The organism is Microbacterium sp. SORGH_AS_0454 (assembly GCF_031453395.1).
Taxonomy (GTDB): Bacteria; Actinomycetota; Actinomycetes; order Actinomycetales; family Microbacteriaceae; genus Microbacterium.
In genome coordinates this window covers 445126-464970 of sequence record NZ_JAVIYS010000001.1, presented here as the reverse complement: position 1 = coordinate 464970, position 19845 = coordinate 445126, and the positions used below count along the sequence as shown (strand labels likewise).

Genomic DNA, 19845 nt, shown 5'->3' with positions numbered 1-19845 from the left:
TCAGCTCTTCTCGGCCTCGGCAGTCGGGCTGATGTCCTCGGGTACGAGCATGATCCCGCCCGACGAGTTGGCGGAGTCGGCCAGTCGTTCGATCCACTCCCGGCTGAGCGTGGTGGGTTCGCTGTCATCGAAGACGAAACGCAGCGGAATCGCCGGGTGCAGCCAGAGCGTGCTGCGGCCGCGCTCTTCGTCGTCGCGGTGTCGCCACGACAACGTGAAGCTCTCGCCGCGGCGGAGCTTGGTCGAGATGACGACTTTCAGGTGAGCCAGGGCGCGGTCCTCGATGTGCACGGTCGTGCCGCTGCCGCCGTAGTGAATGGTCCCCATGCGGCCCACGATACGCCAGAGCGTGTCGCGGATACGCGGCGGGATGCCACGTGTCAAGACCGCCGGGCGTGGCGGGTCCGCCTGCCACAGTGAGGAAAGAGCGCGGAAGGAGGGCGCCGTGACCAATCCCCCCACGCCTCGGCATCCTGAATCGGGGAACGACCCGGATGACCTTCCGGACGTGTTCCAGGGCTTGATCGGCATCGACGTCATCGACGGCGAGCTGGTCCCGCGCGCCTCGGCGGAACCACCCCGGGCGTGAGGCTCTCAGCGGCCTCGTAGTCGTGTCCGTTACGTTCGTGCGCATGTCGGACCCGCTGGACGAACAGCAGATCACCGTCTCGAGTGCGGCCCTGCGAGCGATGCGCGACGAGTTCCAGCGGTTCCTGATGGAGTACCGCTTCGGGCTCGCCGAGGTCGAGACGAAGATCTCGATCCTGCGCGAAGAGTTTCAAGAGATGCACGCCTACAACCCGATCGAGCACGTCTCGAGCCGGGTCAAGTCGCCGGACAGCCTGGTCGACAAGGTCCGCCGCAAGGGCATCGAGACCGACTTCGATTCCATCCGTGCCTCGATCACCGACATCGCCGGCATCCGGGTCACGTGCAGCTTCATCGACGACGCCTATCGGCTCTCGAACCTGCTGACCCGCCAAGACGACATCACCGTGCGCGACGTCAAGGACTACATCGCCCAGCCGAAGGCGAACGGTTACAAGAGCCTGCACGTGATCGTGGAGGTACCGGTCTTTCTGTCGACCGGTCGCGTCGACGTGCCCGTCGAGGTGCAGTTTCGCACGATCGCCATGGACTTCTGGGCGAGCCTCGAGCACAAGATCTACTACAAGTACGACCGCCTCGTCCCCGACGATCTGCTCGCCGAGCTCAAGAACGCCGCCGACACCGCCGCCGAGCTCGACACCCGCATGGAGCGGCTCCACCGCGAGATCCGCGGTGCGCACCCCGGAGTGGTCTCGCTCTGACGCGCGCGACACAATGGAGCGATGAGCGACGACGACTCCCGAGTGGACGAGGTCGCCGCCGAACTCCTCAGCCTCCCGCCCTCGCGTTTCACCGCCGCGCGTAACGAACGCGCTGCCGCCGAAGGCGGGGCCGTCGGGCGCAGGGTGGCGAAGCTGCGCAAGCCCACCGTCGCCGCCTGGGCCGTCAACCTGCTCGTGCGCGACGGCCAGCTCGGCGAGGCCGTGGAACTCTCGCGCGCCCTTCACGAGGCGCAGGAGGATCTGGATGCCGCCGAGCTCGGGAGACTGGGGCGTCAGCGCCGGCACCTGGTCGTCGCCCTCGCTCGTCGGGCGGGAGAGCTCGCCGCCGAGGCGGGGAGCCCGCTGAGCGGGGCGATGTCGGATGCCGTCGAGAAGACCGTCAACGCCGCGGTCGTCGATGCCACGGCGGCGGCCGCCGTGCTCACGGGGCGTCTGGTGTCGGCGATCGACCTCGCCGAACTGCGGGACGGGGCGCTCGGCGAAGCGGTGGCCGGTTCCGCCCCGGGCGAGCTCTCGCGGCCCGCTCCCACTCGCGACGATCTCGCCTCCCGTCGAGCGCGCAAGGCGGCGGAACGGGCCGTGCGCGAAGCGGAGCGTGCGAAGGCCGACGCCGACCGCGAAAACGCCGCTGCCGACCGGCGTGTCGACTCGGCGACCGAGCGAGCGACGCGCGCCCGCGAGCGTGTGGAGGGCCTTCGCGCCGATCTGGAACGCGCCGAGAAGGACGTCGCCGAAGCGGAGGACGTACTGACCCAGCGCACGAACGCGCAGATCCGCGCTCGTGATGCCGTGCGGGCCGCGATCGAGGCCGTCCAGCGCGCTGAAGCCGCACGTCACGAAGGGTCCGATCGATGAGCGCTTCCTCCCTCTCCACGATCCTCGACGACGCTCGCGCACGCCTGGCCGGCGCCCCCCGCGAGCGACTCGGCGAGCTGCAGGAGGGGCGCCGCCTGCTCGGTATCCCGCGTGCCGCCCGTGTCTTGCCGCGCGGCACGGCCTGGCACCTGGGGGTCCTCCTGTTGACCGACGACGCGCTTCTCGCGACGGGCGACATCGTGCGCTCGCGCCCGGAGGTCCGACGCGGATTCGCCGCGGAGTCGCAGCGCCGTCGCGCCGAGCTCTCGGCCGCAGCGGCGAGAGGCGGGGGTGCCGGAGGGCGAGAGCGTGCACATCGGGTGGGAGGTCATCGACCCCGCCGCGGTCGGGGCGTCCTCGACGCCGGTATCCGTCCGCGACGGAGAGCCGTTCGTGCGGTGGAGCGCAGCCGGAGGATTTATGCCGCTGGGGCGGTACCTCGACGAGCGCATCGAGCTTCTGCGGCATCCGCCGGAGCGGGCGTAGGCACCTGCGCCCTTAGCCGGGGGTAGACCGCCTGTCAACAGGCGTCATCGCGGCCGTTCGCGGAAACAACGCTGGTCTATCGTGAGCGACGTGCAGCAGGTATGGCCAGGATCCAGTTATCCCCTCGGGGCCACTTACGACGGTAACGGGACGAACTTCGCCCTGTTCAGTGAAGGAGCGGAGAAGGTAGAGCTCTGCCTCTTCGACGAAGACGGAACGGAGACGTGCGTCGAGTTGATCGACGTCGACGCCTTCGTCTGGCACGGGTATCTCCCCAACATCCTCCCCGGGCAGCGGTACGGCTACCGCGTCCACGGCGAGTACGACCCGGCGAACGGGAAGCGCTTCAACCCGAGCAAGCTGCTGCTCGACCCCTACGCCAAGGCCGTGGAGGGGCAGATCGACTGGGGGCAGCCCGTCTTCAGCTACGAGTTCGGCGACCCCGACTCCTTCAACGACGAGGACTCCGCCCCGCACATGATGAAGGGCGTGGTCGTCAACCCGTTCTTCGACTGGTCGGGCGACCGTCAGCCCAAGATCCCCTACGCCGAGAGCTTCATCTACGAGGCGCACGTGCGCGGCCTCACCCAGCTGCACCCCGACGTCCCCGAAGAGCTGCGCGGCACCTACGCCGGCATCGCCCACCCGGCGGTCATCGACCACCTCAAGAAGCTGGGCATCACGGCCATCGAGCTCATGCCGGTGCACCAGTTCGTGAACGACTCCACCCTCGAAGAGAAGGGTCTGTCGAACTACTGGGGCTACAACACCATCGCGTTCCTGGCCCCGCAGAACACGTACTCGTCCACCGGCGACCACGGTCAGCAGGTGCAGGAGTTCAAGGCCATGGTCAAGGCGCTGCACGCGGCCGGCATCGAGGTCATCCTCGACGTGGTCTACAACCACACCGCCGAGGGCAACCACATGGGCCCGACCCTCTCGATGCGCGGCATCGACAACGAGGCGTACTACCGCCTCGAAGACGACGACAAGCGCTACTACACCGACTACACCGGCACCGGCAACAGCATGAACGTGGGCAACCCCCACACGCTGCAGCTCATCATGGACTCGCTGCGCTATTGGGTGCTCGAGATGCACGTCGACGGTTTCCGCTTCGACCTCGCCTCGACGCTCGCGCGTGAGTTCTACGAGGTCGACCGCCTCGCGGCCTTCTTCGAGCTCGTGCAGCAGGACCCGATCGTCTCGCAGGTCAAGCTCATCGCCGAGCCGTGGGACGTGGGCCCCGGCGGATACCAGGTCGGCAACTTCCCGCCCCAATGGACCGAGTGGAACGGCAAGTACCGCGACACGGTCCGCGACTTCTGGCGCGGCGAGCCGCAGGCGCTCGCCGAGTTCGCCTCGCGCCTCACCGGCTCGGCAGACCTCTACGAGCACTCGGGTCGATTCCCCGTGGCATCCATCAACTTCGTCACCGCCCACGACGGCTTCACGCTGCGCGACCTCGTGTCGTACAACGAGAAGCACAACGAGGCCAACGGCGAAGACAACAACGACGGCGAATCGCACAACCGCTCGAGCAACATGGGCGTCGAAGGTCCCACCGACGACCCCGAGGTGCTCAAGCGCCGTGCGCAGCAGCAGCGCAACTTCATCGCGACGCTGCTGCTCAGCCAGGGCGTGCCGATGCTGCTCCACGGCGACGAGCTCGGTCGAACGCAGGGCGGCAACAACAACGGTTACGCGCAGGACAACGAGATCACGTGGGTGGACTGGTCGAACATCGACACCCCCCTCATCGAGTTCACCGCGGCCCTCGCCCGACTGCGCAAGCAGCACCCCACCTTCCGTCGCAGCCGCTTCTTCGACGGTCGCCCCGTGAAGATGGAAGAGGGGGCACCGATCCCCGACGTGGTGTGGCTGCGTCCCGACGGCTCGCTCATGCAGCCCGAGGACTGGGACAACGGCTTCGGACTCGCGGTGGGCGTCTTCCTCAACGGGCAGGGCATCCGCGAGCGCGACCGTCGTGGCGAGTCGATCAGCGACGACCACTTCCTCGTGCTGTTCAACGCGGGCGACGACAAGGTCGACTTCCTCCTCCCCGACTTCGAGTACGCCCCCAAGTGGGACGCGTACGTCGACACCGCCGGAGAGCAGGCGAACACCGAACCGCTGGACCCGGGCGCCACTCTCCCGCTCGAGCCCAAGTCGCTCATCGTGCTGCGCGAGCATCACCTGCCCGAGCCCGAGGTCGACCATTCGGTGTCGGCCTCGCTCACCGCGCAGATCCAGGTGATCGGCAACGACGACCTGCCCGGCCAGGCGCCCAAGCCGGAGCTGTGAGCGAGATGCGGCATCCGCTTTCGACCTATCGCCTGCAGATCCGCGAAGCGTTCACCCTCGACGACGCTGCCGAGGTCACGGGGTATCTCCGTGACCTCGGGGTCTCGTGGGCCTACCTCTCGCCGATCCTCGAGGCCACGCCTGGTTCGGACCACGGGTACGACGTCGTCGACGTCACGCGCGTCGACCCCGCCCGCGGAGGCGCCGAGGGACTCGACCGGTTCGTCGAGGCTGCTCGGGCCCGTGAGCTCGGCATCCTGATCGATATCGTGCCGAACCACATGGGCGTCTCGGAACCCCGCACGAACGCGTGGTGGTGGGACGTGCTGCGTCGGGGTCGTGCCTCGGCGCACGCGGACTCCTTCGACATCGACTGGGAGTTCGGCGCCGGCAAGGTGCGCGTGCCGGTGCTCGGCGACCACCTCGACGCGGTCATCGACGAGATCTCGTACGACCCGACGCCGGCCGACGATGCTCCCGACGGGCTGGTCCGCTACTACGACCACGCCTTCCCGGTGGCCCCCGGTACCGGTACCTCGGACATCCGCGCTCTGCTGGACGCGCAGAACTTCGAACTGCGCTACTGGCAGGACGAAGCGGCCGACCTGAACTACCGCCGCTTCTTCGCCGTGACGACCCTCGCGGGCGTGCGCGTCGAGGTGCCGGAGGTGTTCCGGGCGACCCACGCCGAGATCCTGCGTTGGGTGCGCGAGGGCCTCGCCGACGGTCTGCGCGTGGACCACCCCGACGGTCTCGTCGATCCGGGTGGGTACTTCGATCAGCTCGCCGTCGCGCTCGAAGAGGCCGGCGAGGGCGAGGTCGGCTACGTGCTCGGCGAGAAGATCCTCGAACACGGCGAGGCGTTGCCGTCGTGGTGGAAGACCGCCGGGACCACCGGCTACGACGCTCTCGCCGAGATCGACCGTGTGCTGACCGACCCGGCGGGCGAGGCGGCGCTCGATGCCCTCGACGCGCGCCTGCGCACCGACAGCGATCTCGAGCCGCTCACCGGCTGGCACGACCTCATCCACGACACCAAGCGCAAGATCGCCGACTCGATCCAGGTGTCGGAGATCCGTCGCCTGGTGCGCGGTCTTCCGTCGGGACTGCGCGAGGAGTTCGGGGCCGATGCGCTGCAGGACGCGCTGGCCGAGATCCTCGCGTGCTTCCCGGTGTACCGCTCGTACCTCCCCGCCGGTCGCACGCACCTCGATGCCGCCGCGGGCGAAGCCGAAGTGCGTCGTCCCGAACTGGGCGACGTGATCGAGAAGCTCGTCCCGGTGCTCGCCGACACGAGCCTCGAGGTCGCGTGGCGCTTCCAGCAGACGACCGGTCCCGTCATGGCCAAGGGCGTCGAGGACACCGCGTTCTATCGTTACACCCGGCTGGGTTCGCTCACCGAGGTGGGCGGCGACCCGGGGGAGTTCTCCCTCGACGTCACCGGCTTCCACACCGCGCAGGCCCTGCGCCACGCGTCGTGGCCCACCGCCATGACCACGCTGTCGACGCACGACACCAAGCGCGGCGAGGACACGCGTGCCCGCATCGCGGTGCTGGCCGAGATCCCCGAGACCTGGGCCGAACGACTCGAAGAGTTCCGCGGGATCGCCTCGACCGGTCACGGCCCCTTCGACGCACTGCTGTGGCAGGCGATCGTGGGAGCGTGGCCCGCCTCGGCATCCACCCCCGAGGGGCTGAAGGTCTACCGCGAACGTCTGCACGCGTACGCCGAGAAGGCGGCGCGCGAGGCGTCCGAGGTCACCGGCTGGTGGGAGCAGGACGAGGCCTTCGAGGAGCGCATGCACGCGGTCGTCGACGCGGCCACCGGCCCCGCCGCCGAGCGCGTGCGCGCCTTCGTCGACCAGATCTCGCCCGCGGGATGGTCGAACGGTCTCTCGGCCAAGCTGCTGCAGATCATGGGCCCGGGCGTCCCCGACGTCTACCAGGGCTCGGAGCTGTGGGAGCAGTCGCTCGTCGACCCCGACAATCGTCGCGCGGTCGACTTCGCGGAGCGTCGCCGGCTGCTTGCCGCGATCGACGCCCCCGGGGCTGCGGCCCCGGCCGTGGATGCCACGGGAGCGGCCAAGCTCCTCGTGACGTCGCGCGCGCTGCGCCTTCGCCGTGAGCACCCGCTCGCGATCTACCGCCCGCTGGAGGCAGCGGGCGTGGCGGCCGACCACGTCGTCGCCTTCGATCGTGGCGGTGTGTTCGCGGTCGCGACCCGTCTGCCGCACGGCCTGGCGGCTGCGGGAGGCTGGCGCGACACGGTGGTGCTGCTGCCGGACACCCCCGTCGTCGACGTGCTGACCGGACGCTCGTTCGCCGGCGGCGCCGTGCCCCTGGCCGACCTGCTGGCTGTCTACCCGGTGGCCCTGCTGATCTTCTGACCCCCGATCGCGTGAGGCGTCGGGAATCGTCGCCTCACGCCCTCCCTCAGCGAAAACCTCGGCACCTCACGCGAAGGAACACCCCTCATGAGCATCGACGTCTGGGCACCCAAGGCAGAGCGGGTGCGGCTGCGCCGGCTCGACGACAGCGGCGACAGTGTCGTCGAAGACGTCGAGATGGCATCCGCGAAAGACGGCTGGTGGACGGCCCCGGTCGACCTCGCCGACGGCGAGCGGTACGGCTTCGTCCTCGGTGACGGCGACGACCTCCGCCCCGACCCGCGCTCGCGGCGTCAGCCCGGCGGCGTGCACGAGGCGTCGGCGTGGTTCGACCCCTCGGTGTACGCCTGGAACGACGCCGCGTGGACGGGCAAACCGCTCGCGGGCGGCCTGATCTACGAGCTGCACCTCGGAACCTTCACCGCCGAGGGAACACTGGATGCCGCGATCGGCCGCCTCGATCACCTCGTCGACCTGGGGGTGACCCACGTCGAGCTGCTGCCGGTGAACGGCTTCAACGGTACGTGGAACTGGGGCTACGACGGGGTGCTCTGGTACACCGTGCACGAGGCCTACGGCGGACCCGAGGCGTACCAGCGTTTCGTCGATGCGGCCCACGCGGCCGGACTCGCCGTCATCCAGGACGTCGTCTACAACCACCTCGGTCCCTCGGGCAACTACCTGCCCGAGTTCGGGGAGTACCTGCGCGAAGGCAGCCGTAACACCTGGGGCGACTCGGTCAATCTCGATGAAGACGCCGTCCGCGCGTACATCGTCGAGAACGCACTGATGTGGATGAGCGATTACCACGTCGACGGCCTGCGCCTCGATGCCGTGCACGCTCTGCTCGACCATCGCGATCCGCACGTGCTGCAGGAGATCGCCGAACGCACCGACGCCCTGTCGGCGCACCGCGGCATCCCGCTCACCACCATCGCCGAGAGCGACATGAACGACCCGAAGCTGATCCTCCCGCGCGAGGCCGGCGGCTACGGCCTGACCGCACAGTGGTCGGACGACTGGCACCACACGGTGCACGTCGCCCTGACCGGCGAGACGATCGGCTACTACGAGGACTTCGCCGACGTCGAGGCCTTCCGAAAGGTCAGCGAGGGCGGCTTCTTCCACGACGGCACGTACTCGTCGTTCCGCGAGGAGAAGCACGGCAAGCCCATTCCCGAGGACGTGCCGAACTGGCGCCTCGTGACCTTCGCGCAGGATCACGACCAGATCGGCAACCGGGCCGCGGGCGACCGTCTGTCGCAGACGCTCGGCTACGACCGCCTGGCCGCCGCCGCCGTGCTCACGCTCACCGCTCCGGGCACTCCGATGCTCTTCATGGGCGAGGAGTGGGGCGCGACGACGCCCTGGCAGTTCTTCACCTCTCACCCCGAGCCCGAGCTCGGAAAGGCCACCGCCGAGGGGCGCATCGCCGAGTTCGAGAAGATGGGCTGGGACGAGTCCACCGTCCCCGACCCGCAGGATCCCTCGACGTTCGAGAACTCCCGGCTCGACTGGGACGAGGCGGGCGAGGGCGATCACGCCCAGCTGCTCGGTCTGTACCGCGAGCTCGCGAAGCTGCGGCGCGAGCGCCCCGAGTTGACCGACCCGTCGCGCGAGGGGCTGTCCGCGGAGGCCAGGGAGGCCGACGGCGGCCGGGTCTACGAACTACGTCGCCGCGACCTCGTCGTGATCGTCAACCTCTCGGAGGCCGCGGCCTTGGCGTCGGTGGCATCCGGTGCTCGTGTGCTGCTGGCGACGGCGGAGGGCGTCGTGCTCGATGGCTCCGAGGTGACGGTGCCGGCCGGGGCGAGCGCGATCGTCGGCCCCGCCCTCTGACGTCATGACGAACGGTCCCGACCTCGCAAGGGGCGGGGCCGTTCGTCGTTCACGCCTTGCGCGTGGGGTTGACGGCTCTCGCCGCGGGTGGGAGCGTGGAGTGCACCTCACGAAGGAGCAGATCATGGATGCCGGACTCGTCGCTGTCCTGTCGACCAGTGGTTTCGTGATGATCGCTGCGTGTGTGGTGGTCCTTGCCGCGGTTCGACGCTCCGGCGGAGGGTGGGGTGCTCCTCGGCACCTTCCCGACAGCGAACTCGGCCGCGCGCGCGCGACGAGATCCAGCGGCAGATCGATCTCGGCCGGTCCTAGCAGCCCGGCGCGCTAGCCGGAGACCGCGAACAGGCCGGCGATACCCAGCGCGTAAAGGGCGAGGACGACGAACGAGTCCACGCCCATCCCGATGATCCGCCGCTGCGGGCGGAAGATGAGCCCGACCACGTACACGAGCGTGAGGAGCGCCGCCAGCGCTGTCAGGTAGATATCGGCTCCGTTCGCGCGCGGGAGGACCGCGGATCCCGAGATGACGGTCGCAAGGAGAAACAGCACGGGTAAGAAGGCGTTGCCGCCGAAGATGTCGCTGATCGCGAGGCTGTCGTCGCCCTGCCTGATCGCCTGAAGGCCCGTCGAGATCTCGGGGAGCGATGTCGCGAGGGCGAGAACGGTCGCGCCGAACAGCACCCCGGACAGGCCGATCTGCGACGACGCCGCATCTCCCGCGCGTTCGAGGACGACTCCGGCCACGAGCGTCGCGAGAGCGGAGACCGAGAAGACGATCGCCGCCTTCGTCGTGCTCATCTTCTTGCCGTTGTCCGCTTTCGACGGCTTAGGGCTCGCATTCGGAGCATGCCCGTCCTCGTGCCAGGGCAGGTGCTTTCCGGCGCGTTTCACCAGGATCAGTCCGACGATCCACAGCGCGGCGATGAGGACGACGTCGGGGGTCAGCCGCAGCAACTCGAGTCCGTCCGGCAGCTGGCTTCCGGCGATCACCACGGCCAGCACGGCAACGACGATCAGTCCCTCGAGAACGAGAGTGAGCGATGCCGCGCGGTAGGTGAGCGGCTTCACCCCGCGCCCACGCTTGCCGAAGGCGTCGAGGATGACGAGCACCACGGTCTGCAGGGCGATTCCACCGAGGATGTTGCCGACGGCCACTTCGAGGTTCCCCGAGACCGCGGCCGACACGGTGATGGCGATCTCGGGGAGATTGGTCGCCACGGCCAGCACGATCAGACCACCCAGCGCGCTCCCCAGGTGCAGGCGCGCGTCCAGGACGTCGGTGGCCTTGGACAGGTGGATCCCCGCCACCCACACCACGGCGGCGGCTGCGACGAAGAGGGCGACGAGCAGGGCGAAGGGGAGGGAGTCCACGCCCCGATTGAACTCCCGGAACCCTCGGCATCCGCCCCTCTTGCGGGACGGATGCCGAGGGCCTAGGCGGTCAGTCGACGCTCGGGCGGATGAGGCGCAGCACGCTGACGATCACCGGCGGCAGCAGCACGACCGCGGCGACGATCAATGCGGTGACGCCGATCGGCGCGCTCTGGGGCTCGCCCGTGAAGCGCTCGACGGCCAGCCAGCTGAGCCCCCAGGCCAGCGCGAGCGCGGGTGTGACGCGCCACGCGCTGCGCCAGGCGATCGAAAGACCGATGAGAGCGACCACGATCAGGACGGCGATACCGATGGCATCCGCCGCGTTCTCCCACTCCGCCGGCACGATGGTGGTGAGCCAGGCGGCGGCGTTGGCGACGGTGGCGAGGGTGACCCAGCCGAGGTGGAGGCCCGTGACCCCGTCGATGAGGACGGAATCGACGACGCCGTCACGCGGTTCGCGCGTCGCCACGGCCACGCGGAACGTCCAGCAGAGAGCCGCGAGCAAGAGGACGATCACGACGACCGTGAGCAGCAGCGTGCCGAAGCGGGCCGCGACCAGCCACAGGCCGTTGAGGCTCATCGTGAGGGCGATCAGCCAGCCGAGCGCGCGCTGGCGCGGATTTGTGCGCTGGCCGGGGAGAGCCTGCCAGATCGCATACGCGATCAGGCCGAGGTAGATGACCGACCAGATCGAGAAGGCCGGACCCGCCGGGGCGAGGTAGGAGCCGTCGGTGTTGAGGGCGCCGCCCTGCTGATCCTGCACGGCCGAGTTGCCGAAGGCGCCCGCCCCGATCACGGCGGCGATCAGCATGAACGACACCGTGGAGAGGACGACGATCTGACGTGCGAGGTCGCTTCCCCGCCATTGCGTTGCTGCGTTCATACCTAGAACACTAGAAAAGCTAGGTAAATATGGCAGTCGGGGTTGACTTCTGACGGCGGGTGATCCCCCCGGGCAGACCCGAGTCGGGGGCGCCGACGCCGACGGGCGCGGCTCAGGCCGCGACGGATCGGGCGGCGAAGGAGCGCAGAAGGCGCGTGGGCTGCTCGACCGACGCGGTGCGCACGTGTGCCGAGACCTCGTCGAACGCGTCGGCATCGAAGTACCCCGCGTCGCGGTAGACGACCATGCGCGCGACGAACGCCTCGGTCGTGGGCTCGGGGTGGAACTGCGTGGCCCACAGTCCGGACCCGGCGCGATAGGCCTGCACGGGGCACGCGTCGTTTTCGGCGAGCAGCGTCGCGCCCGGGGGGACGATCGCCGTGCCTTCCTTGTGTGCGGTCAGCGCCTCGAAGCGGGGATTCAGGATGCCGAACAGCTCGTCGTCGCGGCCCGCCTCGGTGAGCACGATGTCGGTGGGGCCCGTGCCCTCGGGGTGCAGCAAACTCACCCTGCCCCCGAGCAGACGCGTGACGACACCGATACCGAAGCACGTGAACAGCGCGTTCGTGCGACCCTCGATGGCCGCGCCCGCCAGGCGTTCGAGGTCGCGCTCAAGGCGGCGCTGCTCGTCGGTCTTGCCGGGGTCGGTGACGTTGAAAGGGCTGCCGCCGACGACGATCGCGGCGTACCGGTCGAGGTCCGCCGGCAGCGGCTCGCGAACGAGGTCGTGGTGCACGAGGTCGTCGTCTCGCACGCCGAGACCGTCGCGGAACGAGGCCCACTCGGCCACGGCCGCCTCACGCTGCGGGCGAACGCAGACGTAGAGCAGGGAAGCGGTCACCCGGAGATTCTACGCGGGCGACTTTCCGCACCGTCAGGGGGTGACACGGAGCGAAACGTGGGTGCACCAACGCCCGGTCAGCGCGAGGACCGCGTGGTTCGGCCGCGCACGACGCCCACGAACGTCTCGACATCGGGGGTCGTGCGCTCGCGGAGCCACGCGAGAGCGACCCGGGATCGCGGACCGTCCCGCAGGATGCGGTACTCGACGTCGCGGCGCTGATGAGCGCGAGCAAGAGACATCGGCACGATCACGACGCCGACGCCCGCAGCCACCGTCGCGATGGCTTCGGCGGTGTCGGCCGGGGGTGCGAACGCCGGGGCGACGGCGTCCGGGATCGACAGGTGCAAGACGTCGTCGGCGGCCGCGATGACGACCTCGCCCCGCAGATCGGCGATCTCGAGCTCGTCGGCCGCGGTCAGGTCGGAGTCTGCGGACATGACCACGACGGGTTCCTCCTCGTAGAGGGGAATCACGTTCACGTCGTCTGACTCCTCAACGGGAAGGCGGATGAGCGCCGCGTCGACCTCGTCGAGCGCTTCGAGCTGGGTGGCGACGGATATCTCACGCAGCTCGAGAGCGACGTGCGGCATGCGTTCGCGCCACAGCCCGATCCACTTGCCGGGGGTTGCTCCGGGAATCGCGCCGAGCACGAAGTCCCGCGGTTCCTCGCGCGGCGGGGTCGGTCGCTCGGCCTTCGCCTTCGGCTTCGCCGCGCGTGAACGCCCTGCCGCGGCGGGCTTCGCTGCCCCGCTGCGTCGAGGTGCGCCGGTGCGCCCGCGGGACCCGTTGCCTTTCGCCATGGCTCCAGGCTAGCCGCGGCACTAACGTGGGAGGCATGATCGGCATCCTGGCGCTTGTCTTCGCGGGACTCGCGGCCCTGCTTCACGTCTACATCTTCGTGCTGGAGAGCGTGCGCTGGACGCAGCCGAAGACGTGGAAGGTCTTCGGGATCGCCGACCAGCAGACGGCGGATGCCACGCGGCCCATGGCCTACAACCAGGGCTTCTACAACCTGTTCCTCGCGATCGGAGCGGTCGTCGGCATCGTGTTCTGGACGGTGAACGGGGTCGGCGATGCCGTCGGCCGCACGCTGCTGATCTTCTCGCTGGGGTCGATGCTCGCCGCGGCACTCGTCCTGGTTACCTCGGGTGCGAAGTACCTGCGCCCGGCCAGTATCCAGGGAACCCTGCCCCTGATCGGGCTGGTCCTGGCGATCTTCGCCTGAGGCCGCCAGAGCTCGGACAAGCGAAAACCCGCACGCTCAGTCGAGTCGTGCGGGTCATGGATGCCGCGGTGGGCACGACCTCGTCAGGCTGCCAGCCGCAGTCCTCGTCGATCCGTCGCCACGGCTTCGCCGTCGTTGATGATCTCGTCGTCGCCGATGAGCGACCCCATCGCGATGCGAGCGTTGTGGCCGACCTGCGTGCGGACGCCGATGTGAGCGCCCGCGCCGATCACCGCTCCCGCGCAGATGTGCGCGTGCGGCTCGATGTGCGCCTCCGGGCCGATCACGGCGTCTGACTCGATCCAGGCACCGCGGCCGACACGAACACCCGCGGCGATCTGCACGCCGGGTTCGACGTAGGCGCCGTTCTCGACCAGCGCCGACGGGTGGACCTTCGCGCCGTGCGCGACGAGTCCGCGACCATTGACGTGCTTGCGGTAACGCAGTGTCTCGCCGTGGTCGTTTTCGATGTCGATGTAGTTCTTTCCCACGATCCCCTCCGGTCGGCCATCGGGTTGAGCCGACATGTATCACAACGGGCCGGGAATGACGTTCATTCCCTCGAATGCTTCTTCGTCGCCGATACCGTCATCGGTTTCCTCGATGTCGAGGAAAGCGCGAAGCGCGGAGCGCGGCGTGGAGTTGTCCCCCTGTTTTCGCACGCCGGACGAAGGGCGCCGGGCGGCTTGACACGGGGCGCGGAAAGAGTTGGTTCTGCGCGGCGCCCTCTCGCGTGCTGCGCGGCGGGTCGACGCGGGTGCGGTGTGGACCCGGTCGGCCGGGATGCGCCGCAGCCCAGGAGGCGGACGCCGCGGCGGCCCGTCTCAGCCGGGCTGACAGGTGGGGCACCAATAGACGTTGCGCTCGCTCGTCGCGGAGGCGCCGAGCGAGGTCGCACGGATCGGGGTTCCGCAGCGGCGACAGGGGGCGCCCTCGCGACCGTAGACCCAGAAGCGACGCCCGGGCCGGCTGTCGCCGGTGAAGGTGCGCTCGGGGCGCGGCAGGTTGGCGCGGATCATGCGCTCGCCGAGCGCGATGGTCGCCTGCACGTCGATCTCCGTGGCGGGGGTGGTCGGCGCGATGCCTCGGACGAAGAGCAGCTCGTTCGCGTACACGTTGCCGAAGCCGGCGACGTTGCGCTGGTCGAGCAGCGCGACGTGTGCAGCTCTGTCGTCGGCGGAGACGCGACGGACCGCTTCGGCCTCATCCCAGTCGTCGGCGAGCAGATCGGGGCCGAGGTGTCCGACCACGGTGTGCTCGTCGCTCGTGCGCAGGACTTCGACCATCGCGAGGTCGAAACCGACGGCGTCCGCACCCGCGACGCCGACGACCGCCCGCGCCTTGAACGCCTGTCGTCGCCAGCGCTCGCCCGGGCGGTAAAGGTCCCATCGGCCCTCCATCTTCAGGTGCGAGTGCAGTGTGAAGCCGCCGATCCTGTGCAGCAGGTGCTTGCCGCGAGCGGCGACCTCGTGCACGGTCTCCCCGCGCAGGTCGGCGGTGGCGCTCCCCGGCACACGGATGTCGAACCGTGTGACCACCTTGCCGGCGAGGGCCGCCGACAGCTTCGCCGCGGCGCGGTAGACGGTATCGCCCTCAGGCACGGGCGGCCTCGCGCAGGGTGTCGCCGGCGGTGAGTTTGCGCAACGTCAGGCCCTTGGGCGATTCGACGAACCCGCCCTCGCGCAGGGCTCGGCCGACCGCGGTGCCGTAGACGAACTCCCCGTTGACCTGTTCGACGGTGAGTGTTTCGAGACGCCTCTTCTTCGCGGTCTCGGCGAGGTGTCGGGCCGCCGCCTGCAGCACCGCTTCGTCGCCGGTGAAAGCGAGCGCGCTGCGACCGCCGCGTTCGAGGTAGAGCGCGAGCTCACCGTCGACGAGTACGACGAGACCTCCGGCCTTACGGCCCGGCCGGTGCGTGACCCCCTCGATCGCGGGCCAGCCGAGCGCGGCGCCGTAGGGGTTGGCGGGGTCGGTGGCGGCGAGCGTCACCGTGCGCAGGGGCGGCGGGTCGGCGACCGCGGCGAACTCGCGCAGCCGATCGACCGTGGCCGAGGCTGCGAACTGCGCGGCGCCGAGCTTCTCGATCACGTACCCGCGACGGCAGTGTCCGGCCTCTTCGAAGCCGGCGAGGATGCGGTACACCTGGGCGAAGCCGCCGGGCACGCCCTCGGATTGCACGGCGCCGCGCGTCACCACCCCGTACCGATCGAGCAGGAGGCTCGCCGAGGCCGTGGCGCGGGCGGCGGGGTCCTCCTCGCGCTCGGGGAGGAGCGACCACCGACCGCCCAGGGACGGCGGACGCGGCGCGGAGGTGGCCCGCGGCATGGTCGCGCCGCGGTACATACGTGCGCGTGGTGCGCGGCGGGCGACACGGTGCGACTGGCCCCCACCGCTGAGCAGCGTGCGGACCGGGGCGAAGGTGTCGTTCGTCACCCGGCCCGCCCAGGTGAGCGCCCAGAGGGCGTCGTTGACGGATTGCTCGTTCTCGGCGCCGACGAGCTGTCTCAGCTGGGTGGCGAAGTACGCACCCCCGCTCTCCAGGGCCGAGAGCAGGCGCGCCTCGAGCGAATCGGGCGCGGGATCGTCGGCGTCCTCGGGGTCTTGCAGGGTGAACGGCGCCGCCTCGGCCGGGTGCAGCGCGATCCACCCGTCGCGACCGGGCAGGGTGCCGTGGCCCGACCAGACCACCTCTCCGGTGGCGGTGAGTTCGTCGAGCAAGGCGGGGGAGTAGTCCGCCACGCGCGAGGGCAGGATGAGCGACTCCCACGCGCTCGCGGGAATGGGGACGCCCGCGAGCTGCTCGATCACGGCGAGCACCCCGTCGATGCCCTCGAGGGGGCGACCCAGATGCTGCCATACGGGCAGGAACCGGGCGTACGCGGCCGGAGGGACCGGCTCGACGCTGCCGCGGATGGCCGCCAGCGATCGCATACGCAGGCGTCGCAGCACCTCGACGTCGCACCACTCGGTCTCGTCGCCGCGGACACCGCCCGACGCCTCGGGAAGGAAGAACCCACTGGCGAGGCGCCCCTGAGACTCGAGGCGCTGCAGCGTGAGCCGGGCAACCGCTACCCCCACGCCCAGGCGTTCGGCTACGGCATCCGTCGTGAAGGGCGCGTGCGTGCGCGCGAAGCGGGCGACGAGATCGCCCAGGGGATCGGGGAAAGGCTCGAGGAACGCGTTGGGGATGCCGACGGGCAGTGCCGCGCCCAGGGCATCGCGGAGGCGACCGGCGTCTTCGATCCCGGCCGTGCGCGAGACTCCGGCGATCGTCACGCGGATCGCCCGCCGGTCGTCGACGAGGGTGGCGAGGTGCTGCTCGGCCTCGGTCAGTGCGTCGCCCTCGGTGTCGACTCGCGCAGCCACCTCGGCCGCGTCGAGGGGGCCGAGGATACGCAACAGGTCGGCCACTCCCTCGGCGCCGCGGACTCGGCGATCGGGGTCGAGGCGCTGAGCTTCGCGCTCGAACTGGGCGATGACGTCGGGGTCGAGAAGCTCGCGCATCTCGACCTTGCCGAGCAGCTCGCTCAGGAGCGCCGGGTCGACCGACAGCGCCGCCGCACGTCGCTCCGCGAGAGGGGAGTCGCCCTCGTACATGAAGGCGCCGACGTAACCGAAGAGCAGATCGCGAGCGTACGGGGAGGGCTGCGACGTCGTGATCTCGACGAGGCGGATCTTGCGCTCTCCGATCTGTCGCGTGAGGCGGAGGAGAGCCGGAAGGTCGTAGACATCTTGCAGTACCTCGCGCAGCGTCTCGAGGATGATCGGGAACGCCGGGTGCCTCTTGGCGACCTCGAGCAACTGCGCGGAACGCTGGCGCTGCTGCCAGAGCGGGGAGCGGCGGTTCGGATTCAGCCGGGGCAGGAGCAACGCTCGAGCGGCGCATTCGCGGAAGCGCGAGGCGAACAGAGCGGATCCGCCCACCTCGTCGGTGACGATCTGTTCGAGCTCGTCGGGCTCGAAGACGAAGAGATCGGCCCCGGGCGGCTCCGCCGCGGCATCCGGGACCCGGGCGATGATGCCGTCATCGCTGGCGACCGCCGCCCCCTCGACGCCGAGGCGTTCGCGGATGCGTGCATTGACCGCGAGCGCCCACGGCGCGTGCACCTGCATGCCGTACGGCGAGTGCAGGATGATGCGCCAGTCGCCGACCTCGTCGCGGCTGCGCTCGACGGTCAGCGTGCGATCGGTGGGGAGGCTCCCGGTCGCCTCGCGTTGCTCGGCCAGGTACGCGAGCAGGTTGGTGATCGCGTTGTCGTCCAGTCCCGACTCGCGAAGGCGCTCCTCGGCCTTGCCGCGGTCGGCCGCGGCGATGTCGCGCGAGAACTTGCCGAGCGCCTCGCCCAGCTCGGCGGGGCGACCGATGCCGTCGCCATGCCAGAACGGCAGCTTGCCGGGCTGGCCAAAGGCGGGGAGCACGTTGACACGGTCGTGCGTGATCTCGACGATGCGCCAGCTCGTGGTGCCGAGCGTGAAGACGTCGTTGACGCGGGATTCGTAGACCATCTCTTCGTCGAGTTCTCCGACGCGCGCGTTCTGCGATTCTCCCGCGACGAAGACACCGAACAGACCGCGGTCGGGAATGGTTCCGCCGCTGGTCACGGCCACGCGCTGCGCGCCCGGGCGCCCGGTGAGGGTGCCGGCGTCGCGGTCCCAGACGAGGCGGGGGCGCAGTTCGGCGAACTCGTCGGAGGGGTACCGACCGGCCAGGAGGTCGAGGGTGGCCTCGTACGCGGAGCGGGGGAGAGAGCGGAAGGGCGCGCTGCGCTTGACCGTCTCGAACCACTCCTCGACGTCGATAGAGCCCAGGGCCGAGGCGGCCACCGTCTGCTGCGCGAGGATGTCGAGCGGGTTCTGCGGCACCGAGATGGCCTCGATGCGCCCCGCCAGCATGCGCTCGGTCACGACAGCGGTGTGCAGGACGTCGCTGCGGTGCTTGGGGAAGAGGGCGGCCCGGCTGACCTCGCCGACCTGGTGGCCGGCACGGCCGACACGCTGCAGACCGGATGCCGCACTGGGTGGCGACTCCACCTGGATGACGAGGTCGACGGAGCCCATGTCGATACCGAGCTCGAGGCTGCTCGTGGCGACGACGCAGCGCAGGGCGCCGGATTTGAGCTCGTCTTCGACCTGCGCGCGCTGCTCTTTCGACACGGAGCCGTGATGGGCCTTCGCGAGGATGGCCGCGACACCCGCCGAGGAACCCGCCTGCGCCATCGTGGCCGCGGGCACCGTGGGTTCGGGGACGTCGATGCCCTGTCGTTCGGCGTAGATCTCGTTCAGGCGACCCGTCAGGCGCTCGGCCAAGCGCCGCGAGTTGGCGAACACGATGGTCGAGCGGCGTTCGAGGATGCGGTCGACGATGGCCTCTTCGACGTGCGGCCAGACCGAACCCGAGACCTCGGTGCTCTCGGGACGATCGGAGAACCACTCTGCGTCGCTGGCGTCGTCGGGGGCGGGGGAGCCCGGAGGAGGCGGTGGGTTGAGCATGTCGTCGACGGGCACGACGACCGAGAGGTCGAACGCCTTCGTGGCCTTGGGGGCGACGATGTCGACGGGCTGTGCTCCGCCGAGGAAACGGGCCACCTCGTCGATGGGTCGAACCGTCGCAGACAGTCCGATGCGCTGGGCGGGCTTGTCGAGCAGGGCGTCGAGGCGCTCCAGACTCACGGCGAGGTGAGCGCCCCGCTTGGTCGCCGCGACCGCGTGCACCTCGTCGATGATGACGGTGTGCACACCGCGCAGGGTCTCTGCCGCCTGGCTCGTGAGCATGAGATACAGCGACTCGGGCGTCGTGATGAGGATGTCGGGCGGCGCCGTCACGAGCTTGCGACGATCGCTCGAACTCGTGTCGCCCGAGCGCACGCCGACGGTCACCGAGGGCACCTCGATGCCGAGGCGGCGAGCGGACTGTCCGATACCCACGAGAGGCGAGCGGAGGTTGCGCTCGACGTCGACGCCGAGCGCCTTCAACGGGGAGATGTAGAGGATGCGGGTGTCTGTAGGGACCGCCTTGGGGACCTTCGGCGTCGAACGCTTGCCGCGCGGCGAGGGAGCGGCATCCGGAGTCTCGGGGCCCTTCTCGCGGAACACCCGATCGATCGCGAAGAGGAACGCCGACAGCGTCTTGCCCGAACCCGTAGGCGCGACGACGAGGGCGTTCCGCCCCGACGACACGGACTCCCACGCGCCCTTCTGCGCGTTGGTCGGCGCCGAGAAGGCGCCACGGAACCAGTCCTGCGTCGCAGGACCGAATCTCTCCAGCACGTCGGCCATGTCGACATCTTCTCCCGGACCTCCGACATCGGGTCGGGGTT

General features: G+C 69.8%; 16 protein-coding genes. 8 read left to right on the top strand and 8 right to left on the bottom strand.

Annotation, left to right across the window (positions count from 1 at the left end; all coding sequences use genetic code 11):
• On the bottom strand, positions 1-327 hold the full coding sequence (locus QE454_RS02145) for a hypothetical protein (protein ID WP_210072390.1): 327 nt from the start codon (positions 325-327) through the stop codon (positions 1-3).
• Between the two features lie 118 nt (positions 328-445).
• Between QE454_RS02145 and QE454_RS02140 the strand changes: the two genes are divergently transcribed.
• The 7 genes from QE454_RS02140 to treZ all read left to right on the top strand — a co-directional run bounded on the left by QE454_RS02140 (position 446) and on the right by treZ (position 9202).
• A complete protein-coding gene (locus tag QE454_RS02140; protein WP_210072389.1) occupies positions 446-589 on the top strand; it encodes a hypothetical protein in 144 nt (47 codons plus the stop codon).
• Positions 590-632: 43 nt separating this feature from the next.
• Complete coding sequence (locus QE454_RS02135; RefSeq protein ID WP_210072388.1) at positions 633-1310, top strand: GTP pyrophosphokinase family protein; 678 nt, start codon at positions 633-635, stop codon at positions 1308-1310.
• A 21-nt stretch (positions 1311-1331) separates the two neighbouring features.
• Entirely contained in the window at positions 1332-2186 is an 855-nt protein-coding gene (locus QE454_RS02130) for a transposase (protein WP_307458571.1), read from the top strand.
• A gap of 291 nt (positions 2187-2477) precedes the next feature.
• Positions 2478-2672, top strand: coding sequence for a hypothetical protein (locus QE454_RS02125; RefSeq protein WP_309668504.1), 195 nt, complete (start codon positions 2478-2480; stop codon positions 2670-2672).
• Between the two features lie 81 nt (positions 2673-2753).
• Positions 2754-4976, top strand: coding sequence for a glycogen debranching protein GlgX (gene glgX / locus QE454_RS02120; RefSeq protein WP_307458577.1), 2223 nt, complete (start codon positions 2754-2756; stop codon positions 4974-4976).
• A 5-nt stretch (positions 4977-4981) separates the two neighbouring features.
• Entirely contained in the window at positions 4982-7363 is a 2382-nt protein-coding gene (treY, locus tag QE454_RS02115; protein WP_307458581.1) for a malto-oligosyltrehalose synthase, read from the top strand.
• A gap of 87 nt (positions 7364-7450) precedes the next feature.
• Positions 7451-9202, top strand: a complete 1752-nt coding sequence (gene treZ, locus QE454_RS02110; RefSeq protein ID WP_373459402.1) for a malto-oligosyltrehalose trehalohydrolase — start codon at positions 7451-7453, stop codon at positions 9200-9202.
• 324 nt (positions 9203-9526) lie between these two features.
• Here the strand turns inward: treZ and QE454_RS02105 are convergent, their stop codons facing one another.
• The 4 genes from QE454_RS02105 to QE454_RS02090 form a co-directional block, all read right to left on the bottom strand.
• Positions 9527-10573, bottom strand: a complete 1047-nt coding sequence (locus QE454_RS02105) for a sodium:calcium antiporter (RefSeq protein ID WP_307458587.1) — start codon at positions 10571-10573, stop codon at positions 9527-9529.
• Positions 10574-10643: 70 nt separating this feature from the next.
• Positions 10644-11459: a tryptophan-rich sensory protein gene (locus QE454_RS02100; RefSeq protein ID WP_307458590.1), complete on the bottom strand. Its 816-nt coding sequence runs from the start codon at positions 11457-11459 to the stop codon at positions 10644-10646.
• Positions 11460-11571: 112 nt separating this feature from the next.
• Positions 11572-12300 (bottom strand): glutamine amidotransferase-related protein, encoded by a 729-nt coding sequence (locus QE454_RS02095; RefSeq protein WP_210072381.1) that lies wholly within the window; start codon positions 12298-12300, stop codon positions 11572-11574.
• 77 nt (positions 12301-12377) lie between these two features.
• The gene (locus tag QE454_RS02090) at positions 12378-13103 is read right to left on the bottom strand and encodes a LysR substrate-binding domain-containing protein (RefSeq protein WP_307458594.1); all 726 of its coding nucleotides are present in this window, start codon (positions 13101-13103) and stop codon (positions 12378-12380) included.
• Between the two features lie 35 nt (positions 13104-13138).
• On the opposite strand from QE454_RS02090, the gene QE454_RS02085 reads away from it, so the two are divergent.
• Positions 13139-13528, top strand: coding sequence for a DUF1304 domain-containing protein (locus QE454_RS02085; protein WP_307458596.1), 390 nt, complete (start codon positions 13139-13141; stop codon positions 13526-13528).
• 83 nt (positions 13529-13611) lie between these two features.
• Here QE454_RS02085 and QE454_RS02080 read toward each other — a convergent pair whose 3' ends face one another.
• The 3 genes from QE454_RS02080 to QE454_RS02070 all read right to left on the bottom strand — a co-directional run bounded on the left by QE454_RS02080 (position 13612) and on the right by QE454_RS02070 (position 19804).
• Positions 13612-14019 (bottom strand): transferase, encoded by a 408-nt coding sequence (locus tag QE454_RS02080; protein ID WP_103207095.1) that lies wholly within the window; start codon positions 14017-14019, stop codon positions 13612-13614.
• 333 nt (positions 14020-14352) lie between these two features.
• Positions 14353-15129 carry an Fpg/Nei family DNA glycosylase gene (locus tag QE454_RS02075; RefSeq protein ID WP_210072378.1) on the bottom strand — a complete coding sequence of 259 codons (777 nt, stop codon included), beginning with the start codon at positions 15127-15129 and terminating at the stop codon, positions 14353-14355.
• Positions 15122-19804, bottom strand: a complete 4683-nt coding sequence (locus QE454_RS02070; protein WP_307458599.1) for an ATP-dependent helicase — start codon at positions 19802-19804, stop codon at positions 15122-15124. The genes QE454_RS02075 and QE454_RS02070 overlap by 8 nt, the downstream gene beginning before the upstream one ends.
• Positions 19805-19845 lie beyond the last annotated feature (41 nt).